21 protein-coding genes are annotated in these 19616 nt (G+C 40.7%); 13 read left to right on the top strand and 8 right to left on the bottom strand.

Features of this window, described 5'->3' with window-relative positions:
- Window positions 1–78: 78 nt before the first annotated feature.
- Together ACR5KR_RS11960 and ACR5KR_RS11955 are read right to left on the bottom strand one after the other, a co-directional pair.
- Window positions 79–1362 (bottom strand): molybdopterin molybdotransferase MoeA, encoded by a 1284-nt coding sequence (locus ACR5KR_RS11960; RefSeq protein WP_448266683.1) that lies wholly within the window; start codon window positions 1360–1362, stop codon window positions 79–81.
- Window positions 1363–1387: 25 nt separating this feature from the next.
- Window positions 1388–2014 (bottom strand): hypothetical protein, encoded by a 627-nt coding sequence (locus ACR5KR_RS11955; RefSeq protein WP_445626344.1) that lies wholly within the window; start codon window positions 2012–2014, stop codon window positions 1388–1390.
- A 311-nt stretch (window positions 2015–2325) separates the two neighbouring features.
- Between ACR5KR_RS11955 and ACR5KR_RS11950 the strand changes: the two genes are divergently transcribed.
- The 9 genes from ACR5KR_RS11950 (at window position 2326) to ACR5KR_RS11910 (ending at window position 8504) form a co-directional block, all read left to right on the top strand.
- Complete coding sequence (locus ACR5KR_RS11950) at window positions 2326–2883, top strand: RDD family protein (protein WP_445626346.1); 558 nt, start codon at window positions 2326–2328, stop codon at window positions 2881–2883.
- Window positions 2884–2926: 43 nt separating this feature from the next.
- Window positions 2927–3121, top strand: a complete 195-nt coding sequence (rpmG, locus tag ACR5KR_RS11945; RefSeq protein ID WP_094351774.1) for a 50S ribosomal protein L33 — start codon at window positions 2927–2929, stop codon at window positions 3119–3121.
- Between the two features lie 2 nt (window positions 3122–3123).
- On the top strand, window positions 3124–3339 hold the full coding sequence (gene rpsR, locus ACR5KR_RS11940) for a 30S ribosomal protein S18 (RefSeq protein ID WP_012411240.1): 216 nt from the start codon (window positions 3124–3126) through the stop codon (window positions 3337–3339).
- Window positions 3340–3553: 214 nt separating this feature from the next.
- Window positions 3554–5614, top strand: a complete 2061-nt coding sequence (locus tag ACR5KR_RS11935) for a ribonuclease catalytic domain-containing protein (RefSeq protein ID WP_448266682.1) — start codon at window positions 3554–3556, stop codon at window positions 5612–5614.
- Window positions 5615–5773: 159 nt separating this feature from the next.
- On the top strand, window positions 5774–6034 hold the full coding sequence (locus ACR5KR_RS11930; protein WP_448266681.1) for a hypothetical protein: 261 nt from the start codon (window positions 5774–5776) through the stop codon (window positions 6032–6034).
- An 81-nt stretch (window positions 6035–6115) separates the two neighbouring features.
- Window positions 6116–6400, top strand: a complete 285-nt coding sequence (locus ACR5KR_RS11925; protein ID WP_448266680.1) for a type II toxin-antitoxin system ParD family antitoxin — start codon at window positions 6116–6118, stop codon at window positions 6398–6400.
- Window positions 6401–6402: 2 nt separating this feature from the next.
- A complete protein-coding gene (locus tag ACR5KR_RS11920) occupies window positions 6403–6708 on the top strand; it encodes a type II toxin-antitoxin system RelE/ParE family toxin (RefSeq protein WP_448266679.1) in 306 nt (101 codons plus the stop codon).
- Between the two features lie 145 nt (window positions 6709–6853).
- Window positions 6854–7645: an IS5 family transposase gene (locus ACR5KR_RS11915; RefSeq protein WP_448265250.1), complete on the top strand. Its 792-nt coding sequence runs from the start codon at window positions 6854–6856 to the stop codon at window positions 7643–7645.
- A gap of 13 nt (window positions 7646–7658) precedes the next feature.
- A complete protein-coding gene (locus ACR5KR_RS11910; protein ID WP_448266678.1) occupies window positions 7659–8504 on the top strand; it encodes a 2-isopropylmalate synthase in 846 nt (281 codons plus the stop codon).
- Window positions 8505–8720: 216 nt separating this feature from the next.
- Here ACR5KR_RS11910 and ACR5KR_RS11905 read toward each other — a convergent pair whose 3' ends face one another.
- On the bottom strand, window positions 8721–10319 hold the full coding sequence (locus tag ACR5KR_RS11905; RefSeq protein ID WP_448266677.1) for a B12-binding domain-containing radical SAM protein: 1599 nt from the start codon (window positions 10317–10319) through the stop codon (window positions 8721–8723).
- A 328-nt stretch (window positions 10320–10647) separates the two neighbouring features.
- On the opposite strand from ACR5KR_RS11905, the gene ACR5KR_RS11900 reads away from it, so the two are divergent.
- The gene (locus ACR5KR_RS11900) at window positions 10648–11361 is read left to right on the top strand and encodes a hypothetical protein (protein ID WP_448266676.1); all 714 of its coding nucleotides are present in this window, start codon (window positions 10648–10650) and stop codon (window positions 11359–11361) included.
- Window positions 11362–11372: 11 nt separating this feature from the next.
- Here ACR5KR_RS11900 and ACR5KR_RS11895 read toward each other — a convergent pair whose 3' ends face one another.
- Together ACR5KR_RS11895 and hemE are read right to left on the bottom strand one after the other, a co-directional pair.
- Entirely contained in the window at window positions 11373–12326 is a 954-nt protein-coding gene (locus ACR5KR_RS11895) for an NAD-dependent epimerase/dehydratase family protein (RefSeq protein ID WP_448266675.1), read from the bottom strand.
- A gap of 166 nt (window positions 12327–12492) precedes the next feature.
- A complete protein-coding gene (gene hemE, locus ACR5KR_RS11890; protein ID WP_448266674.1) occupies window positions 12493–13554 on the bottom strand; it encodes a uroporphyrinogen decarboxylase in 1062 nt (353 codons plus the stop codon).
- A gap of 221 nt (window positions 13555–13775) precedes the next feature.
- Here hemE and ACR5KR_RS11885 point away from each other — a divergent pair, with 221 nt between their 5' ends.
- The gene (locus ACR5KR_RS11885) at window positions 13776–14513 is read left to right on the top strand and encodes a hypothetical protein (RefSeq protein ID WP_448266673.1); all 738 of its coding nucleotides are present in this window, start codon (window positions 13776–13778) and stop codon (window positions 14511–14513) included.
- 33 nt (window positions 14514–14546) lie between these two features.
- Window positions 14547–15170 (top strand): hypothetical protein, encoded by a 624-nt coding sequence (locus ACR5KR_RS11880; protein WP_448266672.1) that lies wholly within the window; start codon window positions 14547–14549, stop codon window positions 15168–15170.
- Window positions 15171–15224: 54 nt separating this feature from the next.
- On the opposite strand, the gene ACR5KR_RS11875 is transcribed toward ACR5KR_RS11880, so the two are convergent.
- From ACR5KR_RS11875 to ACR5KR_RS11865, 3 genes are all read right to left on the bottom strand, one after another.
- A complete protein-coding gene (locus tag ACR5KR_RS11875) occupies window positions 15225–16544 on the bottom strand; it encodes an ABC transporter substrate-binding protein (protein WP_448266671.1) in 1320 nt (439 codons plus the stop codon).
- Window positions 16545–16562: 18 nt separating this feature from the next.
- Window positions 16563–17216 (bottom strand): glycosyltransferase family 2 protein, encoded by a 654-nt coding sequence (locus ACR5KR_RS11870; RefSeq protein WP_445626356.1) that lies wholly within the window; start codon window positions 17214–17216, stop codon window positions 16563–16565.
- A gap of 130 nt (window positions 17217–17346) precedes the next feature.
- Window positions 17347–18315 (bottom strand): glycosyltransferase, encoded by a 969-nt coding sequence (locus ACR5KR_RS11865; RefSeq protein ID WP_448266669.1) that lies wholly within the window; start codon window positions 18313–18315, stop codon window positions 17347–17349.
- Window positions 18316–18812: 497 nt separating this feature from the next.
- Here ACR5KR_RS11865 and ACR5KR_RS11860 point away from each other — a divergent pair, with 497 nt between their 5' ends.
- Window positions 18813–19592: a class I SAM-dependent methyltransferase gene (locus ACR5KR_RS11860; RefSeq protein WP_448266667.1), complete on the top strand. Its 780-nt coding sequence runs from the start codon at window positions 18813–18815 to the stop codon at window positions 19590–19592.
- Window positions 19593–19616 lie beyond the last annotated feature (24 nt).

The raw sequence follows: 19616 nt of genomic DNA, 5'->3' as shown, positions 1-19616 counted from the left end.
GAAGAGGGGGAAGAACAGGAAAAGATTTATTCAATAATTCCTCCTTGTCCCCCTTGTCCCTTGCTCCCCTTGTCCCAATTACCCATTACTAAGGTGCAAAACTTGCACTTCTTCTTGTGGGGAAATTAATGTTTTACCCACTGAGAGAACAGCTAAAGCATTGGTTTGAGCTAAATTAATTAAATTGCCGGAACTGTGACTACCAGCAGCTTTGTGAAATTCATAAACTCCATCAATTAAATGCAATTTACCCCAAAGGTAAGTTTCACGTTTACCATTTGATCGCAATTCATCATGCGATCGCACTTTCAAAAATGCTGGTTCCCAACCTTCAGTAATTCCCGAAAGTTTCTTGATTGCTGGTAGTACAAATCGCCAAAATGTCACCAGTACAGCAGCAGGGTTTCCTGGTAAACCAAAATAAAGCGGGGAGTTTGTAGAGACGCGATTAATCGCGTCTGTTGGATTAATCGCGTCTCCACTAGGGAAAGTGGCGACAGTCAAGGGTTTTCCTGGACTGATTTCTACAGCCTGAATGTGGATTTTTGCTTGTAGTGACTCTAGAATTTTGTCAATATAGTCATAATCTCCCACTGAGACGCCACCAGAAGAGAGAACTATATCAGCGATCGCAATGGCGTGAGCAATAACTTTCTCCAAAGCAACTGGATCGTCTTTCACAATGCCTAAAATTAACGGTTCTGCACCACTTTGTCTCACCAAAGCTGCCAGTGCATACTGATTAGAATCCACAATTTGCCCTGATTGCAGCGGTTTATCAGCTGTCACCAACTCATCACCAGTGGAAAAAATTGCCACCCGCGGACGGCGGTAAACAGTTAATTGCGGACACTGTGCTGCTGCCAATACGGCAATTTCTGAGGCATTTAACTTAATTCCTGCTGGTAGTAGTTGTGTTCCAGCTTGATAAAAAGATGCTTTGTGTCTAACAAATTCTTGCGGTTTTGATGCAGCTAGAATAAATACGCGGTTTTCCTCGCGGCGTGTTTTTTCTTGCATAACTACAGTATCCGCACCTGCTGGGATTACCGCACCTGTAAAAATTCGTGCGGCTTGCCCTGGTTGAATCGTAGACTTGGGTTGATAGCCAGCCGGAATCTCTTCAACAATTTCTAAAACGGTTGGTTGTTCGGTGCTGGAGTGTTGTACATCTTCGTAGCGAACTGCGTAGCCATCCATTGCCGAATTATCCCAATGGGGAAAATCTAGCGGACTGGTAACAGGCGTTGCCAAAATGCGACTATCTGCTGTCAATAAATCTACAACTTCTGTATCCCGTTGACGATCCAACGGCTGCACCAAATTTAAAATAATTGCTTGTGCATCGCTGACTGATAACATAGCGATCGCCTCCGACTTTTTTCTTTTATTCTTGGGTAGCTTTGTCTAGATTTCTATAAGCGGTAAATCCCAAACTACACACTGTTAGTAAACCGATAATTATGCTTCCTTCGGGGACTTTGGATACCTGAACTGAATTGTTACTTAAATCTAGTATTTGCTCTGTGCGTGCTGCATCTCTATTGATCAAATGAAATTCTTTAGCTAGAACCTGATTGCTAAAACCTTCATCTATTAGTGCGAGATTATTATTAAGCCATGTGTCGCCAGGAAGCTCATTATCCTTGCCAACATCAAAGGGGCCAAAGATTTCCTCGGTAGTGCTATCAAAGTTGAATCTCAAATAGCCGTAGGTAGATATCCCATTAAGCACTGGAGTGAAACTATTTATCAGATTACTCAAGGGATCAAAGAAGGAAATTGAGAGAGATTGCAAGTTCTTCGTAGCTCCCAAACCAGCTTCAGAAATGATGCTGGGAGCAGTTCTTGTATCGTAGTTAAACGAACCTTTCGCTGAATAACCTGTGTCTCCTTTCCAGTTAAATTTGAACTCCGCAGCATGAGCTAGGTTGTTCGTGTTTATGGCGATCGCTAATGCTAAAGTAGTAGTCGTCACCAGACTAATAGCTGTTTTGGTAAACAGATGTGTCATAGATACAACTTCCAAATTAATTAAAATGAAGTTTCTACAACAATACAATATAGATGTACAACCCTACTGTATGTTGCATCCATGACGTGTAGCAGCTGCTCTATGAGATGCCAACTAAGTACTAATAGGGTATTAAAATTACTATATCTGCTTAATCCGATTTTTGAGTCGTGCAGTTGGTAGTTGTACAAATATTTTGTTGGCTGGTTTTTGTTCCTTTACAGCGCAGCAACTAGCCGAGTCGTCATCTTAATATTAAAAACAGGAGCGATCGCTATTTCCCAACCCCTAAATAAAAATACCTATTTTGTATGACTATCGAACGACTTCCCCAAAAACACTATCCCAAAGCTGAGATTGGGCGGCGAGGTATGGCATTGGGACTTGATTTCCTTGGTGTCTGGTTAGTCAGTTCCCTGTTGGGAGGCAGCGATATTGGGATTCAATTTATTGAAATCTTAGTTTTTGTAATACTTTGGCTGTTTTTGCGGGTAGTGGTGGTATACAACAATCAAGGGCAAAGTTTAGGGCGTTGGGCTTTCGATTTAAAGGTACTGGAAGTCGAAGATGGGGAAGTAGTGGGCAGAATTCCCGATTTGCTCTCACTAGTTAAGCGAGAGGCGATTATCGGCTTGGGTGCTTTATTAGTGTCAATTGCCCTGAGTAATATTAGAGCCAATCCCACTGCTATACTGCTAGTAATTCCCCTAGCAATTGATTGTGGGACTGCCTTCTCTGATACCCAGATGCGGCAGGCTTTACACGATCGCTATTGTGGAACTTTTATCGTTTCGTCGCGTCGTGGCTACTCGCTCGATATAAAAATTAAAAGATTAGTTGAAAATATACGGCGGAATGTGAGAAGATAGTCATTTGTGTTAATTCTCTTCAGGCTTCACTTTTTGTAAGATTATGGCTAAGAGTAAAGGTGCCCGCATTATCATCACACTAGAGTGTACCGAGTGCCGGACAAATTCAGATAAGCGTTCTGCTGGTGTTAACCGTTATACCAGTACTAAGAATCGTCGCAACACCACTAACAGGCTAGAACTGAAAAAGTTCTGCACCCACTGCAACAAACATACCGTTCACAAGGAAATTAAGTAGAGATGAGTTATTTCCGTCGTCGTCTTTCTCCAATCAAGCCAGGAGAACCAATCGATTATAAAGATGTTGATTTATTGCGTAAGTTTGTCACCGAGCGGGGAAAGATACTGCCACGTCGGATTACCGGGCTAACATCTCAGCAACAGCGAGAGTTGACATTAGCAATTAAACGTTCGCGGATTGTGGCTTTGTTGCCATTTATCAATGCCGAAGGCTAAAACAATTTTGGATTTGGAATTTTGGATTTTGGATTATTTAAAGAGAATGTCCAAAATCTGAAATCTGAATCAGAGAGTGTAAAATAGATTGCTGCATGAAAAACCCTTGGACTTAGGATTTAATAGCTGTCGGTTATAAAATCGAAAATCCAAGTTGCGCTTCCAGCGCACCAAAGGTGAGACTAAAATCTAAAATTATTAGAGTGCGAGAGTTGTGGAGAAGGGGACGCTAGTTGAATTTAGGGTTCAAGGCGATCGCCGTCTGGGCATCGTAGAACGTCCAGACGGTAAAACCCGCTGGTTTGTGGTAGACGAACGCGGTCAATCCCACAGCCTCGCGCCTAGACAAATAACCTATACAGTTACCAAACAGACTTACAAGGCTTCTGAAATTGCCAGCTTTTTGGAGCAGATCGAGCCTTATTTAGACCCATCTAGTTTAGAAGTGGCTTGGGAATTACTGGTTGAAGATGGCGAAACAGTTACCCCAGACCAAATGGCGAATCTGCTATTTTCAGAATCAGCCGCACCTGCTTGTTACGCCGCCTATTGCTTGTTATCAGACGACAAACTTTATTTCAAGCAAAAAGGAGACGCTTACGAGCCAAGAACTGCTGCTCAAGTGGCAGAACGCAAGCACCAACTAGAAGTAGAGGCACTAAAAGCTAAAGGACAGCAGGAATTTTTAGCTCGTGTAGAACAGGCGCTCAAAGGTGAAGCAGTAGAGTGGCAGCGCCACGATCGCCAGCGCTTAGAAGGACTAGAAAAATACGCGGCGCTAATAGCTGACACGGTGCGGACGGGGGTTAACTATGACTCCTTAGCTCGCGCTTATCCGCCCAGCGCTCCAGTATTAGAAACTATGACCATGCTGGGACGACCCACAACACCCCAAGGAGCCTTTCAACTATTGGTAGATTTGGGTTGCTGGAGTCCTAATGAAAACTTGTTCCTGCGGCGTTCTTCAATTCCGATCCAATTTCCTCATAAGGTATTAGAAGTGGCGCAACAGCGTTTGGATTTCCCGCCGATTGACTCAGATACAAACCGCCTTGATCTGACTCACCTGAAGGTTTACACCATTGATGATGAAACTACCACAGAGATCGACGATGGTCTAAGTTGGGAAGTACTACCCGATGGACGGGAACGCTTGTGGGTGCATATTGCCGATCCTACTAGATGGTTAGTACCGGAAGATGAATTAGATTTGGAAGCTAGAAAGCGCGGTAGTACAGTCTATTTACCGACGGGAATGATTCCCATGTTTCCAGAAGTGTTGGCAACTGGGCCAATGAGTCTGATCCAGGGAAAGGTTTGTTGTGCCCTCAGTTTCGGGATTATTTTAGGGACAAGTGGAGTAGTAGAAGATTACAGCATTCATACCAGCTTGATTAAGCCGACTTATCGCCTCACCTACGAAGATGTAGATGAAATGCTGCAATTGCGGGTGCAAGCAGAACCGGAAATTGCTGCGATCGCCACTTGGGCACAGCGGCGCAAAGCTTGGCGTTACGCTCAAGGGGCAATTAGCATCACCATGCCCGAAGCAGCGATCAAAGTCAAAGGTGAGGAAATCCACATTGATATTTTGGACGATTCCCCATCGCGGCAACTGGTAGCAGAAATGATGATTGTTGCCGGTGAAGTTGCGGCTCGTTATGGTAAAACTCATAACATACCTTTGCCCTTTCGCGGTCAACCGCAACCAGAATTACCTCCAGATGAGGAATTGCTGCTACTTCCAGCCGGGTTCGTTCGCGCTTGCGCCATGCGTCGTTGTATGCCCAAGAGTGAAATGAGCATTACGCCTTTGCGCCATGCTGGTTTAGGCTTGGATACTTACACTCAAGCAACTTCTCCCATCCGCCGCTACAGTGACTTACTCACCCACTTTCAAATTAAAGCCCATTTGCGGGGTGAAGTTCTGCCATTTTCCGCAGATCAACTTAAAGAAGTAATGATGACTGTCACCAGCATCACCCAAGAAGTGACGATGGTGGAACGACAAACTAATAGATATTATGCTCTAGAGTATTTACGCCGTCATCCAGAGGAAACTTGGGATGTAACAGTGTTGATGTGGTTGCGAGAAGACAGCAACTTAGCCCTAATTTTATTAGAAGATTTGGGCTTGCAGTTGCCAATGGCTTTCAAACGTTCTGTGAAGTTGGGCGAACAAATAGTAGTGAAAGTTAGCCACGCCGATCCACAAAAAGATATGATCCAGTTCCAAGAAATAATTTATCAAGAAGCTCAGACAGCAGCGAATTAACTAATTTGTCATTTGTTATTTGTCACTTGTACTGAGCGAAGCCGTAAAGCCTGCGGCATAGCTACGCTTCGGGCGCAGCCTCTCGTAGAGAAGTATTTGTCATTAGTAATAATCGCCTAGTATTATCAATTACGAATTATTTTATACTAAGCGTGAAAAATGATTGCGACAGATGGAAAACTGAAACACTTATCCAATGGATGTTTCACAATCCAAAATCGTTCGACTGAGCGACTTGCCTTGAGTTTCGACACTTCGACTGCGCCCTTCGGCTACGCTCAGGACAGGCTCAGTGCATCGCTGCGCGGTAATCGAGCGACTTGTACTGAGCGTAGTCGAAGTAAGTCGAGATTCAACTACCGCGTAGTCGAAGTAAGTCGAGATTCAACTACCGCGAAGTCGAAAGGAGCCGAAGTCTAAAATCTAAAATCCAAAATGGTATTAGCCTTGCTCCAATTGCTTTCGGTTACTATATAGAGTAAATGGAATGAGGTAATAATTGTGAATGTATCTTTGACCCCAGAATTGGAGCAGTTGGTTAAGGATAAAGTTAATAGTGGTCGATATCACTCAGTGAGTGAGGTGATGGGCGAAGCATTGAGATTGCTAGATGAACGCGATCGCGTTCAAGAACAACGTTTAGCAGAATTGAAAGCTAAAATCCAAGAAGGTATTGAAGCCTCAGAGCGTGGTGAAGTAGTTGATGGTGAAGAGGTCTTTGCAGAAATTGAAGAAGATATCCGACGTGCTGAAGCTCAAATACAACAAGCAGAGGCCGCTAAATAATAATGAGTCGGTACGTTTTAACAATTCCAGCCAAGCAAGACCTCAAAGAGATTAATCGCTATATTATCCGCTACAATCCTGATGCGGCTCGAAGACTCAACGAAAAAATTAAACAGCAGTGCAAACTGTTGGCCGATTTTCCTAATATGGGGCAAAGTTCCGATACTTTTGCCCGCGGTTTACGGAGTTTTCCAGTAGAAGATTACTTAATATTTTATCGCCCTATTGATGGCGGTGTGGAAGTTGTACGTATTGTCAGTGGTTATCGAGATTTAGAGACAGTTTTCTTAAGTGAGGATATTCCTTAATATTGCATTTGATGTAAGCGATCGCTATCTCTAGCCAATATGTCAGAAAATAATCATAAGAGGATGTTTTAAAAGAGAGGGGCTGTTGTAAGAAAGCTCACAAGGCTTATGCTGAGATTTGTAGAAAACAGCACCTTGTGAGCGAATGACTAAAGCATACCGTAGCAATTTGACATGGGAACAGTGGGAATTAATTGCAGACCTATTCCCAGGAGCAAAGCCAGGTGGTCGTCCCCGAAAATTAGCCTTATTTGCGGTGGTGAATGCGATTCTCTATGTATTGTGTGAGGGGTGTACGTGGCGAGGTCTACCAGGTGATTTTCCCGCCTGGTCAACGGTTTATGGTTATTTTTGGAGATGGGGTAAAGATGGTACATGGTTGAAAGTTCACGATCAACTCTACCAGTGGGTGAGAGTAGACGCGGGGCGTGAACCTAGCCCATCAGAAGCAGCAGTTGATAGCCAGTCAGTAGAAACAGCAACGATGATCTCTATTGATGTTGGTTACGACGCAGGTAAAAAAATTCATGGGCGTAAACGCCATTTGAGTGTAGATTTACTGGGTCTAGTTTTACGGGTTTTGGTAACATCGGCTAGTTTTCCAGAACGTGAAGGCGCGAAAAAAGTCCTCAGCCGAGTTCACAATACAGGCAATCAAGTAAAACGGTTGAACACTATTTGGATGGATGGAGGATACCGAGGAGAAGAATTTATGCGGTGGGTGATGGATATGTTTCGCTGGATTGTAGAAATTGTTCTTAGACCCTTGGAAAAAAAGGGTTTTGTTCATTTACCAAAGCGCTGGGTTGTTGAGCGAACTTTCGGGTGGCTTAATTGGTGTCGGCGTTTAAGCAAAGATTATGAAAGATTACCTGAAACTTCCGAGATATTTATCTATATTGCCATGATTCGTATTATGGTCAGACGACTGGCATAATTTTTGACTGGTTTTGACTTTTAAAACATCCTCTAAAGTAATTATTTTTGATACCACCATGCGTGATGGAGAATTGACGCCTGGTGTAAAGATGAATTTGCAACAAAAAATTATCATTTCGCAATTGCTCGAAGAAATGGGAGTCGATATTATTGAAGTTGGTTATCCAGCAAGTTCTCAAAAAGATTTTGATGAAGTCTTTAATATTTCTCAAATAATTAAAAATTCTACTATTTGTGGGCTAGCTAGTTCCAATTCAAATGAAATAATCACTCTTGCTGAAGCAATTAAACCAGCAATCAGAGGTAGAATTCACACTTATACTCCGGTAAATCTGAAAAATCAATCTAAATTAACCAAAGAAGAAGTATTAGCAACAATCAAAGAGAGTGTTTCTTTAGCACGCAATTACTGTGATGATGTAGAATGGAGCGCTTTTGATGCTCCTAGAAGTGAGCCAGATTTTTTGTGTAAATCTATTGAAACTGCAATCAAGAGTGGTGCTACTACTATTAGCATTCCTGATAGCTTAGGTTTGGCATCGCCAGAAGAGTTTTCGCAACTTCTGCAAATGATTTTTAATCGAGTACCCAATATTAACGAAGTTGTCGTTTCAGTACACTGTCATGATGATTTGGGTATGGCAGTAGATAATTCACTGATTGCTTTAAGTTGTGGTGTGAGGCAAATTGAATGTGCAATTAATGGTTTGGGTGCGAGGAAAGGTAACGCAGATTTCAGTCAAGTTGTGATAGAGATTTTAAAAGAGGGGAATTATCAACTTGATATTGACACTTCGCTAATGAGTAAAGCGACAGAGTTGATTTTTCAAATAACTGGGATTGCAAAAGCAAAATAGTTTTTATAGTAGCGTGGCAAGCTTAAAATAGTGCATTAACTAAGTCTAACATTCTCCATTCTAGGAGAATTAGCATTACCTTGCCAATGAGTGGAATTGGTGTTTTTGCCATTCAGGAAGTGTCAATTTATGACTATCATACTTTGAATAGCATACTGGTTTTAATAACGGCTAATAAGTAATTTTTTCACTTTTACCTATTAACCGTTACTACATTTAACTAACTGCGGCTTCAGTTTTTTCCTCTGCTTTTTCCTGTACTGGTACATAGGGTTTTTCTACACCCTGCGCCAGATATTCTGCTAGCTGGCTTTCAATTTGATCGCGGACAATTTGGCGATATTCAAGAAAATGTTCGTTGTGAGCGCAAGCTGCGAGGTAATGCTCAAAAACTCCGGGGTTACGTTTGAGAATGCTGAACAAATGATGCCAGAATTTCCAGCGGGTTTCTCGTTTGATTCCTTGTCGCCAAATCACAAGTAACAAGGCTTTCACAACTACCCACTCTGGCATTTTCGCGGGTGCTTTCCAACTCGGCAAGCCCATCATCAAGAAACAACGATAGGTGCGATCTAAGTACTGTACTGGGTCGTATAAACTACAGAATGCTTCAATATATTCTCTGGCAAGTTCTTCCAGGGGACGGGTGGGCAGGAAGTTCATCAATGTTGTTTGGTTGATGTTTCCATCTTGATTTTCCCGTAATCTTCCTTCCTTTTTCAGGCGATGCCAAAGCGCAGTGTTAGGTAACGCTTGTAACATGGCAAAAGTAGTTGAGGGAATTGCTGCTTGTTCTGCAAAGCGGACAATGCGATCGCCTGCGCCTGCTTTTTCGCCATCAAACCCGATAATAAACCCAGCCATTGGGCGCAATCCCGCTTTAATAATGGTTTGCACCGCCTCAGTTAGAGAACTGCGAGTATTTTGAAACTTCTTAGTCATTTGCAAACTATCTTCATCCGGCGTTTCGATTCCCAAAAACACCGCCGAGAAACCACACTCAACCATCAACTCCAACATTTCTTGGTCTTGTGCCAAGTCAACTGAAGCTTCCGTGTCAAATCGGAAGGGATACTTATGTTCTGCCATCCAGACTTTTAACTCTTTCAGCAACAATTTCACATTTCGCTTGTTGCCAATAAAGTTGTCATCCACCATGAATACACCCCGCCGCCAACCCAATTCATAGAGGTAATCTAACTCTGCTAACAATTGCGCTGGGGTTTTGGTACGCGGTTTGCGCCCATAGAGAACAATAATGTCGCAAAATTCGCATTGGAAAGGACATCCACGCGAAAACTGCACCGACATCATGTCATAAGCGTTCAACTCTAACAAATCAAAGCGGGGTATTGGTGTGCTGGTGACATCAGGTTTTTCTGTGGCGCGGAAAGTGCCAGATGTTTCACCGCGTTTAATTGCCTCAATAAACATGGGGAGAGTGATTTCCCCTTCATCCAAAATCAGAAAATCTGCGCCAACATTTTCAACTTCGTGAGGTACAGAAGTGGGGTAAGGGCCGCCAACCGCAACTAACTTGCCACGTTTTTTTGCTTCCTGAATTTGCTCAAGTAAATCTTGTTTCTGGACAATCATCGCAGAGAAAATTACTACATCTGCCCATGCCCATTCTGCTTCTGTTGCGGGGCGGATATTGCGATCGACCAGCTTGAATTCCCATTCTTGGGGCAAAATCGCGGCTACTGTTACTAAACCTAGAGGTGGTAGTAAAACCTTGCGATCGACTAACTCTAGGATTTTTTCATAAGACCAAAAGGTTTTGGGAAATATTGGATACACTAACAAGATTCGCATGTAGTATCAATCCTCACACTTTGATTGTTATCCCACTCTAACGAAAATAAAGAGTTATTGACTTTTTATTAAAGTTGTTTTATTTTTCCATTCATATTTTTAACTCAAATGGGCGACTAGTACAGCACGGCGTAAATCCAAATACCATCTCAATTAACCAGACAAGTTGCTCTGAGCAACTGGTTAAAGGTAGGTAAACTTTCGCCACAGTTTACTAGGATTTCCTTAAAAAGACTCCCACATATATAAGAATTATTGTCATTTAGCTGTATCGTGAAAAGAGAAGCAAATTAGAAAACAAGTGTAGGCTTCCGAATAAATCAATCAGATGATCGCACAATGGCTCTCAAAAGCTTTTGCACAAAGTTTCAGGATTCTCCTTACCGTTACTTTTGTCAGTACTACATTTCCTGTGGTTGCATCCGAAGATAAGTCTAGTTCTAGTAATCAACGTAACCTCCTTCAAACTGAGATTACACAGCAGGACCTCAAAATCATCGATCGACTAGTAGCTATTGCTGAACGTAACTCAGCCCAAGTGCTGGAAACAAAAGCTGCAATGGGATTGAATGCTTTTAAAGATGTCTTAGCTATCGAATTATCTCCGGCTCTAAGTACGATCTCAACATCACCGGATTCCCCATCTGAGCGCTCAAACAGTTTTTCCTTAACCGTCACAATTGACCCGATTAAATTCATTAGTACTTTTGGGCAGCTTCCTGTTTTGCAAGCTCGTTGGAAGGAAGCTAGACAGCAAAAAAGATTAGCTATCGTGCAATGTTATGTTGCCTATCTTCAAGCCCGTCAAGCAGCTTTAATTGCCACTTATCAAATCCAAAAAATTACTGTAAGTTCTGACATTGCCAATCTTTATTCCCAAATAAATTTTCCTAAGAATGTCAATCATCTTGCTAATCCTGATTACGTTGCAGCTGCAACATCTTTGTTAGAAGCAAACACACGCGAACGATTGACATTGGAAGAATTGGCTGCTTGTGTCGGCTTATCTTCGCAAGAAATGACCGCTATCATTAGCAAATAATAGATATTTTTTCATACACGTTTAACACCGCTAATTTTCAAAACATCACTCATGGTTGCACAGTAATTTGGTAAGCCGAAACTATCAGGATTGATGAATTTTTCGTATGTAAAATGCCGATAGTTCATGCAAAACCGATCCCAAGCAGCCATGCGAATGCGGAATAGAACAATAATCAAATTAGCCAAAGCTATAGATATAGGAATACGAAAGTAAATCTTTTTGCCCAGATAAGCACAAACTTCTTTCACTGCTTGATTAGCAGTTAATGGTGCTTGACCTAAAACCAGCCGACGTGGTTGATTATCTTTAGCAGGACGATCGATCAAATATCGCACGACAGTGGCAATATCTCGTCCGTGGATAAAGTGAAAACTGCCATCTGCTTCTAAAAAGCGAATCAAATTGATATATTTCGTCACTTCTGTAATACCAGATGTGACAGCAGAATAGGGTTTATTCGCATCACCGCCCAATACTACAGTCGGAAATACTGTGGTAATTTTGGGTGCGATCGCTAATTTTTCTTTTTTCTCTAAGCACTCATATTTAGAACGGATATAATCTGTCCCAATTTCCCCAGCTTCTTTTAATGGTTGATTGTAGCGATCCAAAACGCTAGCTGTCGAAAAATAAATTACCTGTTGGCAACGTTCTGGATCTAGCAGTTCGAGTAACTCTATAGTCTTGACGACATTAATATCAAATGTTTGCTCGCCGCCCCAAGCTGTGGCTGTGAGTACGGCTGTATCAATTGTGGATAGCAAATCGGCAAATTGGCGAATATTTTGCATATCACCTTGCAAAACGTTGATGCCTGAACGAGCATTAGTATCAACTTGCAGTTTGCTTGGGTTCCTAACTAATAGATACAGTTCGTGATTTGTTTCTTTAATTAAGGCTTCTGTTAAATAATGACCTACACAACCACTTGCACCAGTCACTAAAATCCGCTTCTGGCTCATAGAGAATTTATAAAACGTTAGGAGTTAAAACTAAAGAATTAAGAATAAAGTTAAAAGTTCCGAATCGCAACTGAATAACTCTGGAAATTTTAGATTTTGAATTTTGGATTTTAGATTGCAGGAAAAATCTAAAATCTAAAATCTAAAATCTAAAATTGTATGACTTCTAACTCTTAACTCCTGCAAGATTCAATTCCTTCGCAGTTTCAAAGAAGAAAGCGACATTTTCTTCGGGAGTTTCTGGTAAGACACCGTGACCGAGATTGAGAATGTGACCCCAATTGCCAGCTTTGCGAACCGTATCAAGAATGCGATCGCGGATAAACTGTTTAGAGCCGAATAACACGCCTGGGTCAAGATTTCCTTGCACTTTCATTTGTTTACCCAATCTGGCTCGTGCATCTGCCATATCCACGGCCCAGTCTACAGTGACAATATCAGCCCCAGATTGTCCCATTCTTTCTAACACACCTGCACTACCGCTAACTAACAAAATCAAAGGTGTATCGGGGTGGGTTTGCTTAACTTGCTGGAAAACTCGCTGCTGATAGGGGAGAGCAAAGGTGTCATAATCTTGAGGACTCAATTGACCCGCCCAAGAATCGAACATTTGCACAACTTGAGCGCCACAGTCAATTTGGTAGCGGGCATAGATGGCGATCGCATCTGCTAATTTAGCTAATAATTGATGCAATATCGCCGGATCTGAAAATGCCATATTTTTGATGATGGAGTAGGTTTTAGAACCTTTTCCTTCGACTGCATAAGCTGCTAACGTCCACGGCGCACCCACAAAGCCCAACACCGTTGATTTATCGCCTACTTCCGAACGTAGCGCTTGCAATATTGTTTTGATAAATGGTAGAGCTGCTTCTGGTTCTAAAGGATGCAAATTATCAATTTGTTCTTGAGTGCGCAGAGGTGAGTGAATGATTGGCCCTTTACCTTCGGCGATGTCCATGTCAATCCCCAAACCAGGTAGTGGGGTGACAATATCAGAAAATAAAATTACTCCGTCTGGTTGGAAAGCTCTCCAGGGTTGCAAAGAAACTTCAATTGCTACTTCTGGAATTTCGGAGCGATCGCGAAACGAAGGATACTTATCTCTTAAGTCTCGATATGCTTTCATATATCGTCCCGCTTGTCGCATCATCCATACAGGGGGACGATCTACTACTTCACCACGAGCAGCCCGTAAGAGATGAGGAGTCGTTGAATAAACACCCATTTATCACTTCATCCTAAGTCACAACTTTTATGCCACTGTTTAGCTTATCATTCTGGGATTACGCTTTATTAGCAAGTTATCAGCAAAAGCCCTAGTCCCTTGACACCAAAGGAAAATCGGGTCGGAAATGCGATAAAACAAGAATTAATAAAGAAAGTGGAATATAAAAGAATTTCGTCACTCTTTTGTGTTGTCTCCACTATCTACTTTTTTAATTCCCTATGGAAACTGACTCTAACAGTCCCGATCGTGTTGCATCTGCTAATAATGAGCCTAATCCAGGAAAGTATTTGATTCCGCGATCGCAGCGACAGAGGTTCTTTATTCAGTTTACCTTAATGACCCTCATCGGATGGGTTGTCGGTGGCGTTGCCAGTATCGCTTTAGAGAAAATTATTCTCCAAAGTCTTTCATCTAACCTTGCTAATCAACCACAAACATGGAGCATTTTGGTTAGAAGCCTTAGTAACGTTGTATTTGCCGTGATTTTCGCTGCCGATCAAGCTCTTGTCCTTTACCGATATTTACCGGGTTGGCAGTGGTTATTTGCTACTAGTGTCGGTTGGCTGATTGCCAACGGCGTTTCTACAGCCTGGATTAACTACATTTCAACCATTGCCTCATCAGCTTCTGAAGATACTTTGATTTTTGGATTTTTGTCTGCGATCGCATATATAATTTCTGGAATTTGGCTAGGGATTTGCCAATGGCTGGTGTTGAGGCGATATACAGCAGGTATTTGGTGGTGGAATTTTGTACCCTCAATCTCTTTTTTCTGGATTACTATTTTGGTTTGGTTGCTTTTTATTATGCAAAATTTGATTCCAGAAACCTACCGTACTCCCATACTATATTGGAGTGGACAAGGATTGACAGCAGCGATTTTAGGAGCTATACCAGCAATTGGTTTGTGTACGTTAAAAAGAAATTTACATTCCAAAACTGGAGTTTCTTCCTGACTTTTATCGATATATTTCATAACCTTAATATTTATGACTCGCCCGCGCATTCTCCAACCCGGCCAAAGTTATACATTTAGTAAGTATTTTGAATTACCATATACCCCAGCAGATATCTTGGCGGAACTGGGATGTAGTTACGAACGCGCATCGCTACAACTACCACAATATTCAGGCGTAATTGACTATTTAGATTTTTTACAGCGTTACTTACGGCGCAATATCATGCGCGTAAATCCTATCAGTGAAGCTGCAAAACGTGAAGTTTTAATTGCTCCTATTTTGTTGGAAATTTGCGACCAAACGCAAACTCAACTAAACATTGAGTACCCCATTAATGTTAGCGAACAACTCAAAGGAAGTTTTGATTACTATATTTCATCTTTCAATTCTCTGTTAGTGGTTGAAGCCAAGCAATCCGATTTAAGCCGGGGATTTACTCAACTTGCAATTGAATTGATAGCACTCGACCAATGGACAGATTCGCAAACACCAACTTTGTATGGTGCTGTAACAAATGGAGAAGATTGGCGATTTGGAATATTTTATCGGCAAGATAAACGGGTCATGCAAGATATCAAACTTTATCGCGTTCCTGAAGGTTTGGAAGAATTAGTGCGAGTGCTTGTAGGAATTCTTACCAATGCTGGTAGTTAATTATATACTCAAGCCACTGCACCTCAAAGGAGACCACGAGTTACCCAGTCCCATTTAATTGTTATCCCAAATACTTTCTAAACGCTCTTGTGCTATTTTGAGAGCTTTGTCGGGAGATTCACCCAGCAATGTAGCCTCGATAGCTCGACCAAGACTGTCAGAAAGACGGCTATATCCGGCGATAATCGGTCTAGCACCAGCTAGAGGAATTTGTTCTATAAACACTTTTAACCAAGATTTTTGGTTGAGGAATTGCTGATAAGCTTCACTTTGTGCAGCTTTAAGATTAACTGGTAAAAAACCGGTACCGATACTCCATTCTTTTTGGAATTCTTCACTCAAAACATATTCTAAAAACTTGAGTGCAGCTTGCTCTCTGGCTGGTGTAGTCTTCATCACATAAAGATTTCCGCCACCTGTCACCGTAGCTTGACCAACATTTGTAGGTATGGAAAATGCGTCGTAATCAACGTTAGATTTCGTGATATAAGTCCAAGGGCCCGTAATTTGCATAGCAACCCGACCCGCTATAAAGGCATCCTCTTCATAACCCCGTTCTGGAGAAGAAAGCATTGCTGAACCATCTTTCAACAGCTGCTGCCAGAATTGTAAAGCTTTCAGCGCTCCAGCATTCGTTAAATTCGGTCGGTTATTTGTCAGTACTTCTCCGCCAGCGCTCAATAAAAAAGGAAACCAGCTAAAAACAGTCCATTCTCCCTTCCCTAAAGGCAGTAGAATTCCGTACTGTTCTGGTCGGTTGTCGCCATTGCGGTCTATGGTTAATTTTTTGGCAACTTCTCTCAATTCTTCCCAAGTCTTGGGCGTTTGTGTAATTCCCGCAGCTTCAAAAAGCTTAGGTCTGTAAAAAATACCGATGTTACTTGTATATAATGGAGCCGACCAAAGATGACCATCTAATTGCAATTCTTCAAGTAAGTTAGGGGTGATTTCTGACTTTAGAGGCAATTTTTTCAACCAATATTCTAAAGGTATAATTGCCCTTAAATCTGCTAACTGACCTGTAATTTGCGGATAGAATGCCAAGATATCTGGAGGCACATTACCCACAACAGCTGTTAATATTTTTGGCAAGTGGGGTTGAGCTAAAAAGACAGATTCTACCTGCACATCAGTATGAGTCTGATTAAATTTGTCTACCAGTTTTTCAAACACATCCCGATTAGCAGGGGGATTGATTGCTTGCCATAGGGTTAAATGAATTACTCCATCATCCTTCTGTACTAGTCCCTGACAACCAGATAAAAATATTAGGAACGAACTTAGAACAATCCCTAGAAGTAATATCCGCCAACCAGAAGCGATGAATCGGCGAGAATAATGGCTTATTTGGGATAGAAAAAGGATAATCTTCATACCAGATAGTTAATCAGATTAAGAAATATTCTCCAGAACACTTTTGGTAATACTAGTTTCTGCTCTTGTGTAAATATAAGTTTGGGGTTCGGTTACTTTTTCAGTTCTAAATATTTTTGCCGCCCGATACCAAAAGTCTGTATCCTCTCCGTATGCAATATTATTAAATCCTTTCACCTCAAAAAATACCTGTCTCTTTCCAAAAAATGTTGGCCCTAAAACACATTCTCGGAGATTAATTTTTTGACCTGGTTGAAAATAATCTGCAACCCAAACTTCTTCTTCTGTGGCAAATCCACCTTCAATCAAATCAATTTCTGGATTAGCTCTCATATATTCAATTCGCGCATCCAGATGATTTACTTTGTACGCATCATCGCTATCTAAGAATGTTATATATTTGCCGAAAGATGCCTGTATTCCTACATTTTTAGCATACCACAGCTTCCTATTTTGGTGTTTCAAATATCGGATATTTTGAAATTTTTGAATATAATAATTTACAATTTCAAAAGTATTATCTTGGCTGCCATCATCCACTATAATCAGTTCCCAATCTTGAAAATTTTGAGCAATCACACTATCAATGCAATTGTTTAAATATTTTGCCCGATTATAGGTACAGAGGATAATTGACACTTCATGATTGAAATCAAAAACTACAGTTTCCATTTTTAAATCATCATCGTAATTGTTCGCACAAGAATCCCACTAATAAAAGAGGGATTTTTAATTATTGAGGGGTAAAGTATTAAGCTGTGTTGAACAGAACCAAGTTATTAACAGGCTGAAAAATTACTCCTTAGCTGTGTAAGTTTATAAAATCGTGCATGATATCATTATAATGAGAAATTATCCGGCTATAATCAAAGTTTTCTCGAACATATTCTAAAATTTGTGCACGATAATATTGGTTTTTCTCAATCATCTCGCTAATTGTATCGGTAACAATTTTGTGAGCTTCTGGTGTGGTGTCAGTTAAAATATTATCTGGCAAAATTTTAATGAATTCTTGGTGATGCAAATTAGCGCTAGCAGATTCGGAAACAACTATACATAAACCTGCTGCCATTGCTTCTAATACTACGAGTGGTGCAACTTCTCCTTCACTAATTAAAACTAAACAGCTATAATCTGTGAGCCGAGAATAAACCTGTTCTAAACTCCATACACCTAAATATTTTGTGGTTGTTCCTTGAATAAAATCAGGATCGTCTAGAGGACCAACAAAATCTATTGCAATCTTTCCATCTATAATTTTTGCCAGTAATTTCTGCTGTTTTCTTGGCTGAATCCAACCTAAACAAATAGCTTTATTATTCCCTTTAGGTTGAAAATTTACTTTCTGAGTATCAATACCATTTACTTGCACTGCGATGTATCCAGAATACCCTGCGTTCAAGAAAAAATCTTTTGTTAAATGAGAAAGAGCAATTATTCCAGGTGCATTAAAATAATGTTGATATGCTTCTCTAAATTCCTCATTCCATTTATCTGTTTTAAACAAATAACCATCATGGCAGCTAAAACAATACTTCTGTTTAAGGTTTCGATTAAACTCGCTGACAAAGCTGTAGGCGTGTAAATGCACAAAATCATAATTATTATTATTAATATATTCTATAACTTCGTTAACATCTTTCTTGTTTAAGATATCGGCTTGATGTCCAATTGTTTCTAAAAAATTTTTGTATTCAGTTATCACAGTTAAAACAGAATGTGATAGAGGGGGTTCAGGGATATAACCCCAAGCTACGAGGGCAATTTTCATAAAAAAGCTTTAGTTTTATAATCAGGAGAATGACTTGGTTATTATAAGCTATTTTCGATTGTATTTATAATGCGATCGCATTTATTTTAAGCTTGGCTGAAAATGACAATTTAGCGTTTCTGAAAGATTTTATTTTCCAATCCTTGCTCGGTTGCAAGAGGCAAGTGTTGCTCTACTTATCTGGTAAGTAAGCAGTCTGGAAGGTTAGGTTTGTGATTTTTGAATCGATGCTCTGCTCTAATTGCCGCAGTCCCACACTAGAGGCGATTACCTTTATTTGGATATTCGAGTTGGTCTTAGTATTAACTATTGAACCATAGTATGTTACTGTTAATGCTAATTTCCGTAATTTATAGGAGTTACGCAAAAATTGCTAAAAAGCTTAATTTATCGAACCGCCAAGAGCGCCGAGAATTCGTAGAGTGTGCGTAAGTCCTAATTTAATTGGTAAAGCTAACAAAATTAGTACATAATTAATCTTGGGAGAAAAATTAATAATGGCAAATACTAATGAAGTTGTTCAAAATATCTCTTTGTCTAGTTGGGACTATATTTCACCTGAATTTGAGATAGTTCATCCTGATTCAGCTTTCCCCAATATGATTATTGGAGACATTAATAACTGTTATTGGTCTTATTTACGTCGAGATATTCCCCATAAATGGTATGTGGATATAGATGAGCCATTTATAGGGTTCCTCAATAGAGATGAAGCACATATTTTATATAATACGGCACTCAGATTTGCCGGGAAAAAAGCTTTAGAAATTGGTTGTTTGCGCGGTTGGTCTGCCTGTCATCTGGCATTGGGTGGAGTGGAATTAGATGTAATCGATCCTTTTTTAGCTAGAGAAGATGTTTATGAAAGTGTAAGTAATTCCCTACGACTTGCTAATGTTCTTGACTCAGTTAATTTAGTAGCTGGTTATAGCCCACAAAGGGTAGAAGAGTTAGCTAAAGAATTACAACACAAGTGGTCATTGATTTTCATTGATGGCGATCATGAAGCACCTGCTCCGCTCAATGATACTATTGTTTGTGAACCATTGGCAGAGGATGATGCTTTAATTTTGTTCCATGATTTAACTTCTCCTGATGTAGCACAAGGTTTAGACTACTTAAAGGAAAAAGGTTGGAATACAATCATTTACCAAACTATGCAAATTATGGGTGCTGCTTGGCGTGGGAATGTTAAGCCAGTAAAACATCAGCCAGATCCGAAAATTCATTGGAATTTACCAAAGCATTTAGAACATTATTCTGTGAGTGGATTATGACTGTTTGACCAGAAGCGGATCTGA

The organism is Nostoc sp. DSM 114159, from assembly GCF_053470285.1.
The sequence above is the reverse complement of the archived record's forward strand: the minus strand, read 5'-3'. Positions and strand labels throughout refer to the sequence as shown.

What these genes read in the sequence shown, in the direction of transcription:
- ACR5KR_RS11960 (WP_448266683.1), bottom strand. Translation starts at nt 1,362, where the DNA reads ATGTTATCAGTCAGCGATGCACAAGCAATTATTTTAAATTTGGTGCAG.
- ACR5KR_RS11955 (WP_445626344.1), bottom strand. Translation starts at nt 2,014, where the DNA reads ATGACACATCTGTTTACCAAAACAGCTATTAGTCTGGTGACGACTACT.
- ACR5KR_RS11950 (WP_445626346.1), top strand. Translation starts at nt 2,326, where the DNA reads ATGACTATCGAACGACTTCCCCAAAAACACTATCCCAAAGCTGAGATT.
- rpmG (WP_094351774.1), top strand. Translation starts at nt 2,927, where the DNA reads ATGGCTAAGAGTAAAGGTGCCCGCATTATCATCACACTAGAGTGTACC.
- rpsR (WP_012411240.1), top strand. Translation starts at nt 3,124, where the DNA reads ATGAGTTATTTCCGTCGTCGTCTTTCTCCAATCAAGCCAGGAGAACCA.
- ACR5KR_RS11930 (WP_448266681.1), top strand. Translation starts at nt 5,774, where the DNA reads ATGATTGCGACAGATGGAAAACTGAAACACTTATCCAATGGATGTTTC.
- ACR5KR_RS11920 (WP_448266679.1), top strand. Translation starts at nt 6,403, where the DNA reads ATGAGTCGGTACGTTTTAACAATTCCAGCCAAGCAAGACCTCAAAGAG.
- ACR5KR_RS11915 (WP_448265250.1), top strand. Translation starts at nt 6,854, where the DNA reads ATGACTAAAGCATACCGTAGCAATTTGACATGGGAACAGTGGGAATTA.
- ACR5KR_RS11905 (WP_448266677.1), bottom strand. Translation starts at nt 10,319, where the DNA reads ATGCGAATCTTGTTAGTGTATCCAATATTTCCCAAAACCTTTTGGTCT.
- ACR5KR_RS11900 (WP_448266676.1), top strand. Translation starts at nt 10,648, where the DNA reads ATGATCGCACAATGGCTCTCAAAAGCTTTTGCACAAAGTTTCAGGATT.
- ACR5KR_RS11895 (WP_448266675.1), bottom strand. Translation starts at nt 12,326, where the DNA reads ATGAGCCAGAAGCGGATTTTAGTGACTGGTGCAAGTGGTTGTGTAGGT.
- hemE (WP_448266674.1), bottom strand. Translation starts at nt 13,554, where the DNA reads ATGGGTGTTTATTCAACGACTCCTCATCTCTTACGGGCTGCTCGTGGT.
- ACR5KR_RS11885 (WP_448266673.1), top strand. Translation starts at nt 13,776, where the DNA reads ATGGAAACTGACTCTAACAGTCCCGATCGTGTTGCATCTGCTAATAAT.
- ACR5KR_RS11880 (WP_448266672.1), top strand. Translation starts at nt 14,547, where the DNA reads ATGACTCGCCCGCGCATTCTCCAACCCGGCCAAAGTTATACATTTAGT.
- ACR5KR_RS11875 (WP_448266671.1), bottom strand. Translation starts at nt 16,544, where the DNA reads ATGAAGATTATCCTTTTTCTATCCCAAATAAGCCATTATTCTCGCCGA.
- ACR5KR_RS11870 (WP_445626356.1), bottom strand. Translation starts at nt 17,216, where the DNA reads ATGGAAACTGTAGTTTTTGATTTCAATCATGAAGTGTCAATTATCCTC.
- ACR5KR_RS11865 (WP_448266669.1), bottom strand. Translation starts at nt 18,315, where the DNA reads ATGAAAATTGCCCTCGTAGCTTGGGGTTATATCCCTGAACCCCCTCTA.
- ACR5KR_RS11860 (WP_448266667.1), top strand. Translation starts at nt 18,813, where the DNA reads ATGGCAAATACTAATGAAGTTGTTCAAAATATCTCTTTGTCTAGTTGG.